This is a genomic window from Streptomyces sp. NPDC048288 (assembly GCF_043201555.1).
In the GTDB taxonomy this organism is placed as follows: Bacteria; Actinomycetota; Actinomycetes; order Streptomycetales; family Streptomycetaceae; genus Streptomyces.
Genome location: NZ_JBICZD010000016.1, coordinates 146,790 through 163,484 on the forward strand (window position 1 = coordinate 146,790; position 16,695 = coordinate 163,484).

Here is a 16,695-nt window from a genome sequence, read left to right on the forward strand (position 1 = left end):
CCGGTGCCATTACCCGAAAGAGCGGGAATAGATCATCGGACTACTGGGCATGCCGATCGATCACACGATCCATCGCCCCGCGATATGCCGACTTGTCCGGATCGACTCGCACACGGTTCGAACGGGGTGGTCAGCGCCTCCGGCCTTCTGTAGAAGTTCCGCCACAAGCCACCACGAAAGTGAAGGAGGCGGTCATGGCCCCACCCATGTCCGCGAACGCTTTCCTCGACGCGCTGCGGGCCGCGGGCGTCAGGGTCGTCGAGGTCGGCGACTGGCGGGAGCACAACCGGAACCACAAGGGTCCCTGGGGCCCGGTCCACGGCGTGATGATCCACCACACGGTGACCAGCGGCGCCGACCGCACGGTCCGGCTCTGCCGCGACGGCTACGCCGGACTCCCCGGCCCGCTCTGCCACGGCGTCATCACCAAGGACGGCACGGTCCACCTCGTCGGCTACGGCCGCGCCAACCACGCGGGCGCGGGCGACGACGACGTCCTGCGCGCCGTGATCGCCGAGAAGGCCCTGCCCCCGGACAACGAGGCGAACACCGACGGCAACCGGCACTTCTACGGCTTCGAGTGCGAGAACCTGGGCGACGGCGAGGACCCCTGGCCCCAGGCCCAGCTGGAGGCGGTCGAGAAGGCGGCCGCGGCGGTGTGCCGGCGGCACGGCTGGTCCGAGCGGTCGGTGATCGGCCACTCGGAGTGGCAGCCGGGGAAGGTCGACCCGCGCGGCTTCACGATGGCCTGGCTGCGCGAGCGCGTCCGGGACCGCCTGAAGTGACCCGCCGCCCGAAGTGACCCGCGATGCCCGCTCCGGGCGACAATGACGGCGTGACCAGCGCCGACATACTCAAGCCCCGGCTCCCCTCCCCGCTCCAGGAGGTGGCCGACGACCGTTTCGCCCGGCACGGCGTCCGGCTGCTGCTCAAGCGGGACGACCTGATCCACCCGGATCTGGTCGGCAACAAGTGGCGCAAACTGGTCCCGAACATCGAGGCGGCCGCCGGCCGGCCGCTCCTCACCTTCGGCGGCGCGTACTCCAACCACCTGCGGGCCACGGCCGCCGCCGGCCGGCTCCTCGGCCTCCCGACGGTCGGGGTGGTGCGGGGCGACGAACTGGCCGGCCGGCCGCTCAACCCGTCCCTCGCCCGGTGCGCCGCCGACGGCATGCGGCTGCACTTCGTCGACAGGTCGACGTATCGCCGGAAGGCGGAGCCGGAGACGCTGGCCGGTCTGCTGCGGGCCGCCGGGGCCGAGGACGCGTACGTGGTGCCCGAGGGCGGCAGCAACGCGGCCGCGGTGCGCGGCTGCCGGGCCCTCGGGGAGGAGCTGCGGGGGCGGGCGGACGTGGTGGCGGTCGCCTGCGGGACCGGGGGCACGCTGGCGGGGCTGGCCGCCGGTCTCGGGGCCGGTCAGCGGGTGTTGGGGGTGCCGGTGCTCAAGGGCGGTTTCCTGGGCGGCGAGATCGCGCGGCTGCAGGCGGAGGCGTTCGGCGGACGGCGCGGGGACTGGTCGCTCGACGAGCGCTTCCACTGCGGCGGGTACGGGCGCACCACGCCCGAACTGCACGCCTTCGCGGCGGACTTCGAGGCGCGCCACGGTCTGGTGGTGGAGCGGCTGTATGTCGCCAAGTTGCTGTACGGACTTGTCGAGCTGGCGACGGAGGGGGCGTTCGCGCGGGGGACGGCGGTGGCCGCGGTGATCACCGCCTGACCGGCCGCCGCCGCGGGCTAACCGGACCCGCCGGGGGCTCACCGGCCGCCGCCGCGGGCTAACCGGACCCGCCGTGGGCTCAACCGGACCCGCCGTGGCTCAACCGGACCCACCGTGGCTCAACCGGACCCACCGTGGCTCAACCGGACCCACCGTGGCTCAGCCGGCCTCCCGGTAGGCGGCGGCCTCCTCCAGGTCCAGCCGGCGCAGCAGGGTCCGCAGCATCTCGTCGTCGATGTAGCGGTGGTCGCGGAGGCGGACGAAGACCTCGCGTTCGGCGCTGATCATGTCGCGGGAGAGCCTGCGGTAGGTGTCGTCGACGGACTCGCCGGTGACGGGGTTGGTCTGGCCGAGGCGCTCCCAGACGGCGTTGCGGCGGCGCTCCAGGACGTCGCGGAGCCGATCGGCGAGCGGCGGGGGCAGTTCGTTGCGCTCGTCGGAGAGGAGCTCGTCGAGCCGGTTCTCGGCCGCGCGGGACGCCTGCGCCTGGGCGTTGGCCTCGGCGAGGGTCTCGGCCTGCGGATCGCGGCCGGGGAAGCGCAGCCGCCGGATCAGCGGGGGCAGGGTCAGGCCCTGCACCACCAGCGTGCCGATCACCGTGGTGAAGGTCAGGAACAGGATCAGGTTGCGGTGCGGGAAGGCACCGCCGCCGTGCACGGTGACCGGGATCGAGAAGGCGATGGCCAGCGAGACCACCCCGCGCATCCCCGCCCACGAGGTCACCATCGCACCCCTCCAGGTGGGGTTCGGCTCGCGTTCGCGGATCCGCGCGGAGGCCGTGCGGGGCAGGAAGGCCGCGGGGTAGACCCAGGCGAAGCGGGCCGCGACCACCACCAGGAAGACGGCCACCGCGTACCAGGCGGCCTCGGCACCCTCGTACGCCCCGAGTCCCCGCAGGACGACCGGCAGTTGCAGGCCGATCAGCGCGAAGACCGCCGACTCCAGGATGAAGGCGACCATCTTCCACACCGCTTCCTCCTGGAGGCGGGTGGCGAAGTCGACCTCCCAGGCGCGGTGGCCGAGGTAGAGGGCGACGACCACGACGGCGAGCACGCCGGAGGCGTGGAACTGCTCGGCGACGCCGTACGCGACGAACGGGATGAGCAGGGAGAGCGTGTTCTGCAGGAGCGGTTCCTTCAGGTGGGTGCGCAGCCAGTGCAGCGGCGCCATCAGGATCAGGCCGACGGCCACGCCGCCCACCGCCGCGAGCAGGAACTCCTCGATGCCGCCGGCCCAGGTGGCGCCCTCGCCGACGGCCGCCGCGAGGGCCACCTTGTAGGCGGTGATCGCGGTGGCGTCGTTGAGCAGCGACTCGCCCTGGAGGATGGTCGTGATCCGCGACGGCAGTCCGACCCGCCGCGCGACCGCCGTCGCCGCCACCGCGTCCGGCGGCGCCACCACCGCGCCCAGCACCAGCGCGGCCGTCAGCGGCATGCCCGGTACCAGCAGGTAGACGGCCCAGCCGACCACCACGGTGGCGAACAGGACGTATCCGACCGAGAGCAGCGCGACCGGTCTCATCTGGGCGCGCAGGTCGAGGTAGGAGCTGTCGGACGCCGAGGTGTAGAGGAGCGGGGGCAGCAGCAGCGGGAGGACCACCTCGGGGTCGAGGGTGTAGTCCGGCACGCCGGGGATGTACGACACCGCCAGGCCGACCGCCACCAGGAGCAGGGGCGCGGGCACCGGGGTGCGCCGGGCCGCCGCCGCGATCGCGGCGCTCCCCGCCACCAGCAACAGCAGTGGCAACACGTCCATGGTCCTCGCCCGCCCTCTTTTTTCGCGCGGCCACCCGCACACCCGTCGTAATCTGGCAATCATGAAACAGTGCACGCATGCCGGCGCGCTGCCGCACCCGGAACCCGAGCCGCTGAACAAGACCTGCCCGGAGTGTCTCGAACGCGGCTGGCACCCGGTCCAGCTGCGGCTCTGCCTGAGCTGCGGTCACGTCGGCTGCTGCGACTCGTCGCGGGGAAGACATGCGACGGGCCACCACGAGACGTCCGGTCATCCGATAATGCGGACCTTCGAGCCCGGCGAGGACTGGCGCTGGTGCTTCGTCGACCACGTCCTCGTGTGACACTGCACCACAGCTACCGCATCACAGCTGCCGAAGACCGACGGTTCGACGGTTCGACACCGGGGTACGTCAACCCGGCGCGCGCTCTTCCCAATTGGCCAAGGCAGACCTCTAGACACGGAGCGTATCCACAGGTTTACTGTGAGTGACGCCAGGGGGTTGGGGTCCCGGGACAGAAAAGTTCGGAGCGCGGTAGCGTCACCGCTGAACCACGTAGTGCGTTACCCCGGGGGGCGACCCTCGGCCCCGAAAAGCTTGTACCACCATGGAGGTGAGGGTGTCCCAGATCGCAGGCGAGCCCGCGACCCAGGACTTCGTGGAAGTCCGGCTGCCGGCTGCGGGTGCCTACCTGTCGGTGCTGCGCACGGCCACGGCCGGTCTCGCCGCCCGCTTGGACTTCACCCTGGACGAGATCGAGGATCTGCGCATCGCTGTGGACGAGGCGTGCGCGATCCTGCTCCAGCAGGCCGTTCCCGGCTCGGTGCTCAGCTGTGTCTTCCGCCTCGTCGACGACTCGCTGGAGGTCACGGTCTCCGCCCCGACCACGGACGGCCACGCCCCTTCGCGCGACACATTCGCCTGGACCGTGCTCTCGGCCCTGGCGGGCAAGGTCTCGTCGGCCGTCGACGAGGACAAGACCGTGTCGATCAGCCTCTACAAACAGCGCGGCGCGGGACCCGGGCCGGCGTGAGGAACGGGGACGGGCCGGTGCGGGACGAAGAACGCGGCACACGGGAACTGCCGGCCGGGGGCGAAGACCCCGAGACCGGTTCCCGCCGCATGGCTGACGGCATCGACGGCATCCCGGAACAGGCCAGGCCGCACCCGGAGGACCCCTCCGCGCCGGTCGGTCTTGAGGGTGCCGTGCAGAGCGCGCCCCCGGAAGGACGGAACGGGGCCACGGCCCCGCACCGAGCCGGGGCGAGGGCTCGTGGAAGGGCGACGGGCGGGACGATGAGCGAGCACGAGCGATACGCCGAGAACGAGGCGCTGGCCGCGGAGGTAGTACAGGCGACCCAGCACACGCCTCAGGACCGCAGCGGGGCGCGCGCCTTGTTCGTCGAGCTGCGCGGACTGAAGGAGGGCAGCGCCGAGTACGCGGAGCTGCGCAACCGGCTGGTCCGGATGCATCTGCCGCTCGTGGAGCACCTCGCGCGCCGGTTCCGCAACCGCGGCGAGCCGCTGGACGACCTCACCCAGGTCGCCACGATCGGCCTGATCAAGTCGGTCGACCGTTTCGACCCGGACCGGGGCGTGGAGTTCTCCACCTACGCCACCCCCACCGTGGTCGGCGAGATCAAGCGCCACTTCCGCGACAAGGGCTGGGCGGTCCGCGTCCCGCGCCGCCTCCAGGAGCTGCGCCTCGCGCTCACCACCGCCACGGCGGAGCTGTCCCAGCAGCACGGCCGCTCCCCCACGGTCCACGAACTGGCCGAGAAGCTCGCGATCTCGGAGGAGGAGGTCCTGGAGGGCCTGGAGTCGGCCAACGCCTACTCCACGCTGTCCCTGGACGTCCCCGACACCGACGACGAGTCCCCGGCGGTCGCCGACACCCTCGGCGCGGAGGACGAGGCACTGGAGGGCGTCGAGTACCGCGAGTCCCTCAAGCCCCTCCTCGAAGACCTCCCGCCCCGAGAGAAGCGGATCCTTCTCCTCCGCTTCTTCGGCAACATGACCCAGTCCCAGATCGCCCAGGAGGTCGGCATCTCCCAGATGCACGTCTCACGGCTGCTGGCGAGGACACTGGCCCAGCTGCGGGAGAAGCTGCTGGTGGAGGAGTAGAGCAGCCCCGCGGATCAGCTGCTGCGCCCGGGCCCCTTGATCCCAAGGGCCTGGGTGGTAGCGGAGTTGACCAGCAGCACCAGCGAAGCAATCGCCACCACGGCGAGAACGATCCCCACCGGAATCGCCACACTGTCGGCCTGCAGCAGGCTGTACGCCACCGGCAACGCCATGATCTGGGTGATCACCGCCGGCCCCCGGCTCCAGCTCTTCCGCCGCAGCAACCCCCGCGCCGCGAGCAACGGCAGCAGCGCGAGCACGACCAGGGTGACGCCCCCGGTGATCGCCTGCCCCCGGTCGTCCGGATCCCCGGTGACCCCGAGCACGGCCAGCCACACCCCGCCGGCCAGCAGGGCGAGCCCTTCCAGCCCGACCAGCGCGGCGGCGTACGTCAGCCGCGGCGGACGGGGCGCCTCGATTCCGTCGGTCTTCTCAGCCGCAGGTGCTTCACTCACCCCAGCAGGGTAGCCCTCGGCTGACACCCGTAAGTGTTCAGGCTCACGCCCCTTTCTCTTACCCGATCCCTAACTCGGTCTGGGCCCGGTACTTCCCAGTAGGTACGCTGCAATCCATGCGTGCACTTCTCGTGGTCAATCCGGCGGCAACCACCACAAGCGCACGTAGGCGCGATGTCCTGATCCACGCGCTCGCGAGCGAAGTGAAGCTGGAGGCGGTCACCACCGAGTACCGCGGCCACGCCCGCGACCTGGCCCGGCAGGCCGCGGAGAGCGACGACATCGACCTCGTCGTGGCGCTCGGCGGCGACGGCACGGTCAACGAGGTGGTCAACGGCCTCCTGCACGACGGCCCCGACCCGGACCGGCTGCCCGGTCTCGCCGTGGTCCCCGGCGGCTCCACCAATGTCTTCGCCCGCGCCCTCGGCCTGCCCAACGAACCGGTCGAGGCCACCGGCGCCCTGCTGGACGCGCTGCGCGAGAAACGCGAGCGCCTCGTCGGTCTCGGCCTGACCGCCGGTACACCCGGCACCGAGGACGAGGCGGTCCCGGCCCGCTGGTTCACCTTCAACGCGGGGCTCGGCTTCGACGCCGGCGTGGTCGGCCGGGTCGAGCAGCAGCGCGAACTCGGCAAGAAGTCCACGCACGCCCTGTACGTGCGCCAGGTCGCCCGGCAGTTCCTCGGTGAGCAGCACCGCCGGCACGGGACGATCACCCTGGAGCGGGACGGCGCCGACCCGATCACGGATCTTGTCGTGGCGATAGTCTGCAATACCTCGCCCTGGACGTATCTCGGCAATCGCCCGATGTACACGTCGCCTAAGGCCTCGTTCGACAAGGGCATCGACGTACTCGGTCTCAGCCGTCTGTCGACCGCCGCGGCTGTCCGGTATGGCACGCAGTTGCTCACTTCGTCCCCCGAGCGCGGACCCCATGGAAAGCACGCGGTGTCCCTGCACGACCTGGACCGGTTCACCTTGCATTCGAAGGTTCCCCTGCCCCTCCAGATGGACGGCGACCACCTAGGACTGCGTACGAGCGTGACGTTCACAGGCGTACGCAGTGCACTGCGTGTGATTGTGTGAGCGGAACGGGCCAAAGTCCTTTCACTCGAACGTTTAGGCCAGGATCCACCCCATGGAAGTACGGCTGTGACCCAGTCGACACCGAGGAATCAAAAAAAACTTTCCGGAAGGGGTTGTATCCGTCGCTGAGGTTTGCGAGGCTCTACGTGGCGGTCGGGACAGCCCGCAACACCGGCGTCCACTGACCACCGGAATCCCCCTTCAACTCACAGGACCCCTGCCAGGGAACCTGGCAGTCGGCCCTTCACTTGTTGAGGGATTCGTGAAAGCGTTCACATTCACAAGCAACGTGCATGTAATACCAAGGAGAGGTAGCAGCCATGGACTGGCGTCACAACGCCGTTTGCCGCGAGGAAGACCCCGAGCTCTTCTTCCCCATCGGCAACACTGGTCCTGCGCTGCTGCAGATCGAGGAAGCCAAGGCCGTCTGCCGTCGCTGTCCTGTTATGGACCAGTGTCTGCAGTGGGCGCTCGAGTCCGGCCAGGACTCCGGCGTCTGGGGTGGCCTCAGCGAGGACGAGCGTCGCGCGATGAAGCGCCGTGCCGCCCGCAACCGGGCCCGTCAGGCCTCCGCCTGATCCGACCCACCCCGCTCAGCCTGAGCTTGGCGGCGCGTACAGCGAGTACGCATCTCCCGCCCCCGAGCCGCAGCGCGCAGTACCCCCGATGCGCTTAGCAAGAACAGAAGCAGCAACGAGCGAGCAGCCCCGGACCCACCAGGTCCGGGGCTCTTTGCTGTGCCCGAACACCCCGCGGGCGCCCCTTACTTCTGCGGGCGCACCGGCAGGTCGAGAATCACCCGGGTGCCCCGCCCCGGCGCCGGCACCATGTCGAAGGTGCCGCCCAACTCGCCCTCCACCAGCGTTCGTACGATCTGCAGACCGAGGTTGCCGGAGCGGTGCGGGTCGAAGCCCTCGGGCAGGCCGACGCCGTCGTCCTGGACGGTGACCAGGAGCCGGGCCTCCTTGGTGGTGCCGCCGCGCACCGCCGTCACCTCGACGGTGCCGGTCTCGCCCTCGCGGAAGCCGTGTTCGAGGGCGTTCTGCAGGATTTCGGTGAGAACCATCGACAGCGGGGTCGCGACCTCGGCGTCGAGTATCCCGAAGCGCCCGGTGCGCCGGCCGGTGACCTTGCCGGGCGAGATCTCGGCGACCATCGCGAGCACCCGGTCGGCGATCTCGTCGAACTCGACCCGCTCGTCCAGGTTCTGAGACAGCGTCTCATGCACGATGGCGATCGAGCCGACCCGCCGTACGGCCTCCTCCAGGGCCTCCCGGCCGCGCTCGGACTCGATGCGCCGGGCCTGCAGCCGCAGCAGCGCGGCGACCGTCTGGAGGTTGTTCTTCACCCGGTGGTGGATCTCCCGGATGGTCGCGTCCTTGGTGATCAACTCGCGTTCGCGGCGCCGCAGTTCGGTGACGTCCCGGAGCAGGACCAGGGAACCGATGCGGGTGCCCTTGGGCTTGAGCGGGATCGCCCGGAACTGGATGACACCGTCGTCGGACTCGATCTCGAACTCGCGCGGCGCCCAGCCGCTGGCGACCTTGGCGAGCGCCTCGTCCACCGGCCCCTTGCTGGGCGCGAGTTCGGCCGTGGTCTGGCCCAGGTGGTGGCCGAGCAGATCGGCGGCGAGGCCGAGGCGGTGGTAGGCGGAGAGCGCGTTCGGGGACGCGTACTGTACGACGCCGTCCGCGTCCAGCCGGATCAGACCGTCGCCGACCCGCGGCGAGGCGTCCATGTCGACCTGCTGGTTCGGGAACGGAAACGATCCGGCGGCGATCATCTGCGCGAGGTCGGAGGCGCTCTGCAGATAGGTGAGCTCCAGGCGGCTCGGGGTGCGCACGGTCAGCAGGTTGGTGTTGCGGGCGATGACCCCGAGGACCCGCCCCTCGCGCCGTACCGGGATGGACTCGACCCGTACGGGGACCTCTTCGCGCCACTCCGGGTCGCCCTCCCGGACGATCCGGCCCTCGTCCAGGGCGATGTCCAGCATGGGCCGGCGGCCGCGCGGGACCAGATGGCCGACCATGTCGTCCTGGTAGGAGGTGGGGCCGGTGTTGGGGCGCATCTGCGCCACCGAGACGTACCGGGTGCCGTCACTGGTGGGGACCCACAGGACCAGGTCGGCGAAGGAGAGGTCGGAGAGCAGCTGCCACTCCGAGACCAGCAGGTGGAGCCACTCGAGATCGGAGTCGTCGAGGGCGGTGTGCTGGCGGACCAGCTCGTTCATGGAGGGCACGTCTGCGAGCGTACCTGGCGGTATGTGGATGGCCGAAAAAGAGCGGGCCAGGGAAGCCGGGAGGTCCGGAAACACCCGCGGGCCGCGGCGCCTGAGAGGGACCCTCAACCCTCCCGGCACCGCAGCCCGGAGCAGCAACGGCCGCGGGGTGTGCGGTCCCGGTCGGCCGAAGGTGAGGATCCGGGGCAGTCAGGGCAGAGAGCTCCGGTTCCTCGGTCCGTCCTCCTGTGCGGGGAAGACGGAAGAGTGCGACTGTGCCGTACGGACCTGCCGTACCGCTTCAGCCCTCGTACGCAATTGTGGACTAGACCACGGTGTGTGTCCATGCGTTGGAGACTGTTCACAGTTGATGCGGTGGCAGCCTAGCCCGCCGGGATCAGCCGTGGGGGCGGTTGACCGCTCCAATTTTCCGCGACCGGGCGAGGACACGAGCGCACACAGCGGAAATTTTTCCTCAATTCACCCCATCTGACGTATTCACGTAACCTCGCACTTGTCCCCTTTGCCTGCGCCCGACCCGGGGCGACAGGGGCCGGTTCTGTTAAATTGGTCCCATCAGATTGGTCTAAACCACATAGGAACGGCAGGCCCAGCGTGGAAGTTGTGATCGTTCCGGACGCCGCCGCGGGTGGCGAGCTGATCGCCGAGGCCATGGCCCGGCTGCTGCGGCGCAAGCCGGACGCGCTGCTCGGGGTGGCCACCGGCTCGACCCCGCTGCCCGTCTACCAGGCGCTCACGGCCAAGGTCCGCGCCGGCGCCGCGGACACCTCCCGGGCGCGCATAGCGCAGCTCGACGAGTACGTGGGGCTGCCGGCCGAGCATCCGGAGTCGTACCGCTCGGTGCTGCGGCGTGAGGTGCTGGAGCCGCTCGGCATCGGGATGGGCGCGTTCCTCGGTCCCGACGGGGCGGCCGAGGACGTACAGGCCGCGTGCGAGGCGTACGACGCGGCGCTGGCGGCGGCCGGCGGTGTCGATCTCCAGCTGCTCGGGATCGGGACCGACGGGCACATCGGGTTCAACGAGCCCTGTTCCTCGCTGGCCTCACGGACCCGGATCAAGACGCTGACCGAGCAGACCCGCGCCGACAACGCGCGGTTCTTCGACGGGGACGTCGAGCAGGTGCCGCATCACGTGATCACCCAGGGGATCGGGACGATCCTGGAGGCGCGGCATCTGGTGCTGCTCGCAACGGGTGAGGGGAAGGCCGACGCGGTGGCGGCGACGGTGGAGGGGCCGGTCGCCGCGGTGTGTCCCGCGTCGGCGCTGCAGTTGCATCCGCATGCGACGGTTGTCGTCGACGAGGGTGCGGCGTCCAAGCTGAAGCTTGCGGACTACTTCCGGTACACCTTTGTCAACAAGCCGGGTTGGCAGGGGATTTAGGGGCGGTTCGGTTCGGGGTGGACTGCGGGCCGGCGGGGGCTGGTCGCGCCCACGCGGCGGAGCCGCATATTGATACAGCCCCGCGCCCCAGAAGAAGGGGCGCGGTACCTAGCGGGGTGCGATGACCTCGGCCGCTGCCGTGCCGCAGACCCTTGCCGCGCCGTTCGTGGCGATGTAGAGGGCGCCTCGGGGGGTGGCGCGGGGCAGGCCCATTTCGATCACGATGGTGTCGGGGCGGGCCTTGAGGAGGACGTCGAGGGCGCTGCTCATCCAGGGGTGGCGGTGTTCGTCGCGGACCACGGCGACGATACGGCGCTCCCCCGCCGCCACGATCGCGGCGTGCCCCGCGTCCTCGCCGGCGAAGCTGCCGGTCTCGGTGCCGGGGAGCAGCCGGCCCAGTTCGGCGGCCACGCCCCAGGGCGTCTCCGTGCCCACGGCGATGTTGGCCACCGGGGTGAGGGAGGCGACGAAGGGGGGTGTGACCAGGGGGGTGAAGGAGTCGACGCGCGTCACATGAAGCGCGCGCCGGGCGGCGACCAGGCCGATGTCGGAGGCTTCCGCGTCCGGCGCGGTCGATGTCGTCGCGGTCCAGCGGGCCAGGGCCCGGACCCGATCCGCCGCTTCGGCCAGCCGCTCCTCGGGGAGTTCGCCGGAGCGGACCGCCGCCACCAGGGCGTCGCACAGGCGCCGTACCGTCTCCTCGTCCGACAGGCCGCCGCCCACGCAGATCGCGTCGGCTCCGGCGGCCAGCGCCAGGACGCTGCCGTGTTCGATGCCGTAGGTCGCGGAGATGGCCTGCATCTCGATGCCGTCGGTGACGATCAGGCCGTCGTAGCCGAGCTCGGTACGGAGGAGATCGGTGAGGATCGTGGGCGACAGGGTCGCCGGCCGGGCCGGGTCCAGGGCGGGGACCAGGATGTGCGCGCTCATGACGGCGAGGCTGCCGGCGGCGATGGCGGCGTGGAAGGGGGCCAGCTCGCGGGTGCGCAGGACCTCGGCCGTCGCGTCGATGCGGGGCATGGCGTGGTGGGAGTCGACGGCGGTGTCGCCGTGGCCCGGGAAGTGCTTGGTGCAGGCCGCCACCCCGGCCGCCTGGAGGCCGGTGACATAGGCCGCCGTGTGCCGGGCGACCAGGTCCTGGTCGGCGCCGAAGGAGCGGACGCCGATGACCGGGTTGGCGGGGTTGGAGTTGACGTCGGCGGACGGGGCCCAGTTGAAGTTCACCCCGCAGGCGGCGAGGCGGCGGCCCAGTTCCAGGGCGACCTGGCGGGTCAGCTCCACGTCGTCGACGGCGCCGAGGGCGTGGTTGCCGGGGAACGAGGAGCCGGTGTGCACCTCCAGGCGGGTGACGTCGCCGCCCTCCTCGTCGATCGCGACCAGGACGTCGTCGCGTTCGGCCCGCAACTGGGCGGTGAGGGCGGTGAGTTGCTCGGGAGAGGCGACGTTGCGGCCGAACAGGCCCACGGAGGCGAGGCCTTCGCCGAGCCGGCGCAGCAGCCAGTCGGGGGCGGTGGTCCCGGTGAAGCCGGGCTGCAGCACCGTCAGCGCGTCGCGGGTGAGGGTGTCGGTGCCGCTGGCGAGAGTCGTCATCGGGTGGGGTTATCCCTTCACGGCGCCCGCGGTCAGGCCCGCGGCCATCTTGCGCTGGACGAGGAGGAAGAGGACGACGATCGGCACGGCCATCATGGTGGAGCCGGCCATCATCGGGGCGTATTCGGTGCCGTGCTTGGTGGTGAAGTTGGCGAGCCACACGGTCGCGGTCTGGTGCTCCTGGCTGAGCAGCATCAGGGCGTAGAGGTACTCGTTCCAGGCCTGGATGAAGGCGTAGACCGAGGTGGCGACCATGCCCGGGGCGAGCAGCGGGAAGACCACGCGGACGAAGGCGCCGGTGCGGGAGCAGCCGTCGACCATGGCGGCCTCCTCCAGCTCCTTCGGAATGTTGACGATGAAGCCGCGCAGGGTCCACACCGTGAACGGGAGGATGAAGGTCAGGTAGGTGATGACCAGGCCGCTGAGCTTGTCGTACTGGTCCAGGTCGTTGAGGAGCAGGAAGACCGGGATGATCATGGCGACCAGCGGGATCATCTGGACCGCCAGGATGCCGACGATCACGACCTTGCGGCCGCGGAAGGCGAACCGGGAGATGGCGAGGGCGGCCAGCAGGCCGATGACCATGCCGATCACGACGACGGAGAGGGAGACGATCAGGCTGCGGCCGACCGGGCCCCAGAAGTCGGCGATGTCCAGCGCGCGGCGGAAGTTGGAGAGGGTGATGCCGGTGGGCAGCAGGCTCGGGTCCGGGTCGATGGCGTCCTTGGCCGGCTTGAACGCCGTGTTGAGCATCCAGTAGACGGGGAAGCCGACGGTGACGAAGACGAGGAGGCCGAGCAGGTTCCAGCCCCGGCGTGATCCCTTGCGGGCGGTGGCGACGGTACTCATTCGACCTCTCCGATCTTCAGCATCTGGCGCATGTACACGGCGACGACGCCGAGCAGGAGGAGCACGGTGAGCAGGGCGATCGCGGAGCCCTGTCCGTAGTCGTTGACCACGAAGGCGCGGTCGTAGGAGTAGGTGGTGAGCAGCTGGAACTCGGGCTCGGGGTGGCCGCCGCGCATCACGAAGACCTGCGGGAAGACGCCCATGTCCCAGATCACCGAGAGGGTCGTGAGCATCACGATGATCGGCTTGAGGATGGGCAGCGTGACGTACCGGAAGACGCTCCAGGCGCCCGCGCCGTCGAGCCGGGCGGCCTCCTCCAGTTCCTTGGGGACCTGGGTGAGACCGGCGCTGAGCGTGATGACCACGAAGGGCACGGCGCCCCAGACCACCAGGAGCATGATCACGGCCAGGCCCTGCGGTCCGCTGGCGAACCAGTTGTGGCCGATCATGTCGACCCCGGGGACCTTGCTGAGCAGGGCGTTGAGGATGCCGTAGTCGGAGTCGAAGAGCCACTTGAAGAGCGTGGTGGCGACGATGACCGGCATACCCCAGCTGGCCACCAGCACGATGTTGACCAGGGTCTTCACCCAGCCGGAGACCCGCTGCAGCAGCAGGGCGATGAGCATGCCGACGACCATGGTGAAGACCACGCAGCCGACGGCGAAGATGATCGTGCGCAGCACGACCTGCCAGAACTCGGTGTCGCCCAGCACCTTGGAGAAGTTCCCGAACCCGACCCATTCGGCCGGCTTGAACCCCCACAGCTGGGACTGCCCGAAGTCCTGGAAGGACAGGGCGACCAGCCGGTACAGGGGATAGCCGAGCACGAGCCCGAGAATCGCGAGGCACGGCGCGAGCAGCAGCCAGGGCACGGCGGGCCCGCCCGAGCGCCGGTCGGCACGTGGTCTGTGCCGGGACTCCGGTGGAGGTGCCGGCACCTTGGCGGGGGTGGTCGTATCGACGGCACTCATCGCGCGCTCCTAAGCAGTGAGGAGAGGCCCGCAGCGACGCGCCCCCTCAGGGGCGCGAGGAACTGCGCGACCAGCCACGACGAACCGGCACCGGCCCACCGATCCGTCGCGGCACTTTCTTGTGGAACCCATCGGCCGGACCCGCCCCCCCGTGACCCAGGCCCGGCCGCAGGCCGACTACTTGGTGTTGATGACCTTGTCGATCGCCGCGTCCGCGGTCTTGGCGGCGGCCTCCACCGTCTGCTTGCCGGTGCCGATGTTCTGCAGCATCGTCTGCAGCACCTGGGCCTTCTCGACCTGACCCCAGCCCGGCGCCATCGGCACGAACCAGTTGGACTCGGCCGCGGTGGCCGGGACGGCCGTCGCCGGGTCGCTCTTCAGCGTGGCGAGGTCGGTCTTGTTGTTCGGCAGGTTGCCCTTGGCCATCAGGCCCTTCTGGCCGGAGGGGCCGGTGAACGCGTTGATCCACTCGGCGGCGACGCCCTGCGCCTTGGACTTCACCGGGATGGCGAGGTCGGAACCGCCGAGGAAGACCGGCATGTTCTTGCCGGACGGGCCGGGCATCACGAAGTTGACCAGGTTGTCCTTCAGCTTGCCGCCGGTCTTGTCGTTCTTCGGGTCGGCCGCGGTCGCGCCCTCCCAGGCGGCACCGAAGATCATCGCGGACTTGCCCTGGCCGTAGACGATGTACCGGTCGGACTCGTCCTTGGTCTTGTCACCGTGCATGTACTTGTCGATGACGGTCTTGAACTCGTTGAGGCCCTTGATGGACTCGGGCGAGGAGAGGTTGCCCTTCCACTGGCCGCCGGAGTCGACGGCGATGGAGCCGCCGGCGTCGTAGACGAAGGACATGGCCGCGTACCAGTCGCGGGTCGGCTGGTACCAGGCGCTGAACTTGTCGCCTTCCTTCTTCTGGATCTTGTCCAGGTCGGCGGTCAGCTCGGTGTAGGTCTTCGGCGTGGTCTTGATGCCGGCCGAGGCGGCGATGTCCTTGCGCCAGTTGGCGACGCGGCCACCGGCGTAGTAGGGCACGCCGTAGGTCTTGCCGTCGTAGGTCACCGAGGCCTTGAGGCCGTCGAGCCACTGGTCGGAGTTGGTGAACTGGGAGGTGTCGACGGGGGCGAAGGCGCCCTTGACCATGTAGCCGAGCATCTCGGTGTTGCCCATCTCGACCACGTCGGGGGCCTTGTCCGTGGCGAGGACGGCGTCCAGCTTGGTGTTCTTGTCCGGCCAGCCGTAGTACTCGTGGTTGATCTTGATGCCGGGGTGCTTCTTCTGCACGGCCGCGTCGGCGGCCTTCACCAGGTCGGGCCAGTTGTTCTGGGCGTCCACCGTGAGCCAGACGGTCAGCTCCTTGGCGTCCGTGCCCTTGCTCGAGTCGCCGCCGTCCTTGTCGTTGCCACACGCCGCGACCGAGAAGACCATGCCCGCGATACCAATCGCGGCTATCAGCTTGCGCTTCACGCCACCCTCCTCAGGATGCCCACACACCCCCCGGGCCATGAGGCCGGGAAACTGGACCAATGGTGTAGACCAGTAGAGGGAGCTTGGACCAGACCACGAAGCCTGTCAAGGGACCCGGAAACACCCCTGACCAGCCGTTATGGGACCTACATATACAGGAACCTTTAAGTAAGAAGGCAGCGAAAAGAGCATCGGCGGAGTACCGTCGTCCGCTAGACCAGTCGGCTTTGTGGACTAGACCAAAAGAGGCGGCGACGGTATACAGAAGGGATCACGACGTGACCCACACCGGAGCCGGGAAGGCGGAGCATGAGCACCGACGTCAGCAGTGCGGAGAACGAGAGCGGGACAGCCGTCCGTACCGCGCGCGTGCCCAAGTACTACCGCCTGAAGAAGCATCTGCTGGAGATGACGGAGACCCAGGCGCCCGGTACCCCGGTGCCGCCCGAGCGCACGCTGGCCGCCGAGTTCGACACCTCCCGCACCACCGTCCGCCAGGCCCTCCAGGAGCTGGTGGTCGAGGGCCGCCTCGAGCGCATCCAGGGCAAGGGCACCTTCGTCGCCAAGCCGAAGGTCTCCCAGGCGCTCCAGCTGACCTCGTACACCGAGGACATGCGCGCCCAGGGCCTGGAGCCGACCTCGCAGCTGCTGGACATCGGCTACATCACCGCCGACGACCGGCTCGCCGGACTGCTCGACATAAGCGCAGGCGGCCGGGTGCTGCGCATCGAGCGGCTGCGCATGGCCAACGGCGAGCCCATGGCCATCGAGACCACCCACCTGAGCGCGAAGCGCTTCCCGGCGCTGCGCCGCTCCCTGGTCAAGTACACCTCCCTCTACACCGCCCTCGCCGAGGTGTACGACGTCCATCTCGCCGAGGCCGAGGAGACCATCGAGACCTCGCTGGCCACCCCGCGCGAGGCCGGCCTGCTCGGCACCGACGTCGGCCTGCCGATGCTGATGCTCTCCCGGCACTCCCTGGACCGCGAGGGCCAGCCGGTGGAGTGGGTGCGCTCGGTGTACCGCGGCGACCGCTACAAGTTCGTGGCCCGCCTCAAGCGCCCGCAGGACTGACGCGAAGCACCC

General features: G+C 69.8%; 16 protein-coding genes. 9 read left to right on the plus strand and 7 right to left on the minus strand.

All coding sequences use genetic code 11. From position 1 onward, the window contains the following. Window positions 1–194 precede the first annotated feature (194 nt). Window positions 195–785, plus strand: coding sequence for an N-acetylmuramoyl-L-alanine amidase (locus ACGFZS_RS42555; protein ID WP_393799651.1), 591 nt, complete (start codon window positions 195–197; stop codon window positions 783–785). A gap of 23 nt (window positions 786–808) precedes the next feature. After that, a complete protein-coding gene (locus ACGFZS_RS42560) occupies window positions 809–1,717 on the plus strand; it encodes a 1-aminocyclopropane-1-carboxylate deaminase/D-cysteine desulfhydrase (protein WP_393799652.1) in 909 nt (302 codons plus the stop codon). A gap of 159 nt (window positions 1,718–1,876) precedes the next feature. Here ACGFZS_RS42560 and ACGFZS_RS42565 read toward each other — a convergent pair whose 3' ends face one another. Further along, complete coding sequence (locus tag ACGFZS_RS42565) at window positions 1,877–3,472, minus strand: Na+/H+ antiporter (RefSeq protein WP_393799653.1); 1,596 nt, start codon at window positions 3,470–3,472, stop codon at window positions 1,877–1,879. 61 nt (window positions 3,473–3,533) lie between these two features. Here ACGFZS_RS42565 and ACGFZS_RS42570 point away from each other — a divergent pair, with 61 nt between their 5' ends. The 3 genes from ACGFZS_RS42570 to ACGFZS_RS42580 all read left to right on the plus strand — a co-directional run bounded on the left by ACGFZS_RS42570 (window position 3,534) and on the right by ACGFZS_RS42580 (window position 5,576). Then, the gene (locus ACGFZS_RS42570; protein WP_365693290.1) at window positions 3,534–3,794 is read left to right on the plus strand and encodes a UBP-type zinc finger domain-containing protein; all 261 of its coding nucleotides are present in this window, start codon (window positions 3,534–3,536) and stop codon (window positions 3,792–3,794) included. 277 nt (window positions 3,795–4,071) lie between these two features. Further along, window positions 4,072–4,485 carry an anti-sigma regulatory factor gene (locus ACGFZS_RS42575; protein ID WP_004925829.1) on the plus strand — a complete coding sequence of 138 codons (414 nt, stop codon included), beginning with the start codon at window positions 4,072–4,074 and terminating at the stop codon, window positions 4,483–4,485. Continuing rightward, entirely contained in the window at window positions 4,482–5,576 is a 1,095-nt protein-coding gene (locus ACGFZS_RS42580) for an RNA polymerase sigma factor SigF (RefSeq protein WP_393799654.1), read from the plus strand. The genes ACGFZS_RS42575 and ACGFZS_RS42580 overlap by 4 nt, the downstream gene beginning before the upstream one ends. 14 nt (window positions 5,577–5,590) lie before the next feature. Here the strand turns inward: ACGFZS_RS42580 and ACGFZS_RS42585 are convergent, their stop codons facing one another. Next, on the minus strand, window positions 5,591–6,031 hold the full coding sequence (locus ACGFZS_RS42585; protein ID WP_365693293.1) for a hypothetical protein: 441 nt from the start codon (window positions 6,029–6,031) through the stop codon (window positions 5,591–5,593). A gap of 116 nt (window positions 6,032–6,147) precedes the next feature. On the opposite strand from ACGFZS_RS42585, the gene ACGFZS_RS42590 reads away from it, so the two are divergent. Both ACGFZS_RS42590 and ACGFZS_RS42595 read left to right on the plus strand, forming a co-directional pair. Further along, window positions 6,148–7,116: a diacylglycerol/lipid kinase family protein gene (locus ACGFZS_RS42590; RefSeq protein ID WP_393799655.1), complete on the plus strand. Its 969-nt coding sequence runs from the start codon at window positions 6,148–6,150 to the stop codon at window positions 7,114–7,116. Between the two features lie 320 nt (window positions 7,117–7,436). Beyond that, on the plus strand, window positions 7,437–7,694 hold the full coding sequence (locus ACGFZS_RS42595) for a WhiB family transcriptional regulator (RefSeq protein WP_006142322.1): 258 nt from the start codon (window positions 7,437–7,439) through the stop codon (window positions 7,692–7,694). 185 nt (window positions 7,695–7,879) lie between these two features. Here ACGFZS_RS42595 and ACGFZS_RS42600 read toward each other — a convergent pair whose 3' ends face one another. Then, on the minus strand, window positions 7,880–9,346 hold the full coding sequence (locus ACGFZS_RS42600; RefSeq protein WP_355729334.1) for a PAS domain-containing sensor histidine kinase: 1,467 nt from the start codon (window positions 9,344–9,346) through the stop codon (window positions 7,880–7,882). A gap of 603 nt (window positions 9,347–9,949) precedes the next feature. On the opposite strand from ACGFZS_RS42600, the gene nagB reads away from it, so the two are divergent. Next, the gene (nagB, locus tag ACGFZS_RS42605; RefSeq protein WP_393799656.1) at window positions 9,950–10,735 is read left to right on the plus strand and encodes a glucosamine-6-phosphate deaminase; all 786 of its coding nucleotides are present in this window, start codon (window positions 9,950–9,952) and stop codon (window positions 10,733–10,735) included. A gap of 108 nt (window positions 10,736–10,843) precedes the next feature. Here nagB and ACGFZS_RS42610 read toward each other — a convergent pair whose 3' ends face one another. From ACGFZS_RS42610 to ACGFZS_RS42625, 4 genes are all read right to left on the minus strand, one after another. Then, on the minus strand, window positions 10,844–12,325 hold the full coding sequence (locus ACGFZS_RS42610; RefSeq protein ID WP_393799657.1) for a glycoside hydrolase family 3 protein: 1,482 nt from the start codon (window positions 12,323–12,325) through the stop codon (window positions 10,844–10,846). A gap of 9 nt (window positions 12,326–12,334) precedes the next feature. Then, window positions 12,335–13,174, minus strand: coding sequence for a carbohydrate ABC transporter permease (locus ACGFZS_RS42615; RefSeq protein WP_393799658.1), 840 nt, complete (start codon window positions 13,172–13,174; stop codon window positions 12,335–12,337). Next, window positions 13,171–14,145, minus strand: coding sequence for a carbohydrate ABC transporter permease (locus tag ACGFZS_RS42620; protein ID WP_393799659.1), 975 nt, complete (start codon window positions 14,143–14,145; stop codon window positions 13,171–13,173). Before ACGFZS_RS42620 ends, ACGFZS_RS42615 begins: the two co-directional genes overlap by 4 nt. Window positions 14,146–14,322: 177 nt before the next feature. Beyond that, on the minus strand, window positions 14,323–15,609 hold the full coding sequence (locus tag ACGFZS_RS42625; RefSeq protein ID WP_393799660.1) for an extracellular solute-binding protein: 1,287 nt from the start codon (window positions 15,607–15,609) through the stop codon (window positions 14,323–14,325). Window positions 15,610–15,918: 309 nt separating this feature from the next. On the opposite strand from ACGFZS_RS42625, the gene ACGFZS_RS42630 reads away from it, so the two are divergent. Continuing rightward, window positions 15,919–16,683: a GntR family transcriptional regulator gene (locus ACGFZS_RS42630; protein ID WP_355715924.1), complete on the plus strand. Its 765-nt coding sequence runs from the start codon at window positions 15,919–15,921 to the stop codon at window positions 16,681–16,683. The last annotated feature ends 12 nt before the right edge of the window (window positions 16,684–16,695 follow it).

Coding starts and splice junctions, on each gene's coding strand:
- ACGFZS_RS42600 (WP_355729334.1), bottom strand. CDS start 9,346: ATGAACGAGCTGGTCCGCCAGCACACCGCCCTCGACGACTCCGATCTC.
- ACGFZS_RS42590 (WP_393799655.1), top strand. CDS start 6,148: ATGCGTGCACTTCTCGTGGTCAATCCGGCGGCAACCACCACAAGCGCA.
- ACGFZS_RS42630 (WP_355715924.1), top strand. CDS start 15,919: ATGAGCACCGACGTCAGCAGTGCGGAGAACGAGAGCGGGACAGCCGTC.
- ACGFZS_RS42570 (WP_365693290.1), top strand. CDS start 3,534: ATGAAACAGTGCACGCATGCCGGCGCGCTGCCGCACCCGGAACCCGAG.
- ACGFZS_RS42560 (WP_393799652.1), top strand. CDS start 809: ATGCCCGCTCCGGGCGACAATGACGGCGTGACCAGCGCCGACATACTC.
- ACGFZS_RS42615 (WP_393799658.1), bottom strand. CDS start 13,174: ATGAGTACCGTCGCCACCGCCCGCAAGGGATCACGCCGGGGCTGGAAC.
- ACGFZS_RS42565 (WP_393799653.1), bottom strand. CDS start 3,472: ATGGACGTGTTGCCACTGCTGTTGCTGGTGGCGGGGAGCGCCGCGATC.
- ACGFZS_RS42620 (WP_393799659.1), bottom strand. CDS start 14,145: ATGAGTGCCGTCGATACGACCACCCCCGCCAAGGTGCCGGCACCTCCA.
- ACGFZS_RS42555 (WP_393799651.1), top strand. CDS start 195: ATGGCCCCACCCATGTCCGCGAACGCTTTCCTCGACGCGCTGCGGGCC.
- ACGFZS_RS42610 (WP_393799657.1), bottom strand. CDS start 12,325: ATGACGACTCTCGCCAGCGGCACCGACACCCTCACCCGCGACGCGCTG.
- ACGFZS_RS42595 (WP_006142322.1), top strand. CDS start 7,437: ATGGACTGGCGTCACAACGCCGTTTGCCGCGAGGAAGACCCCGAGCTC.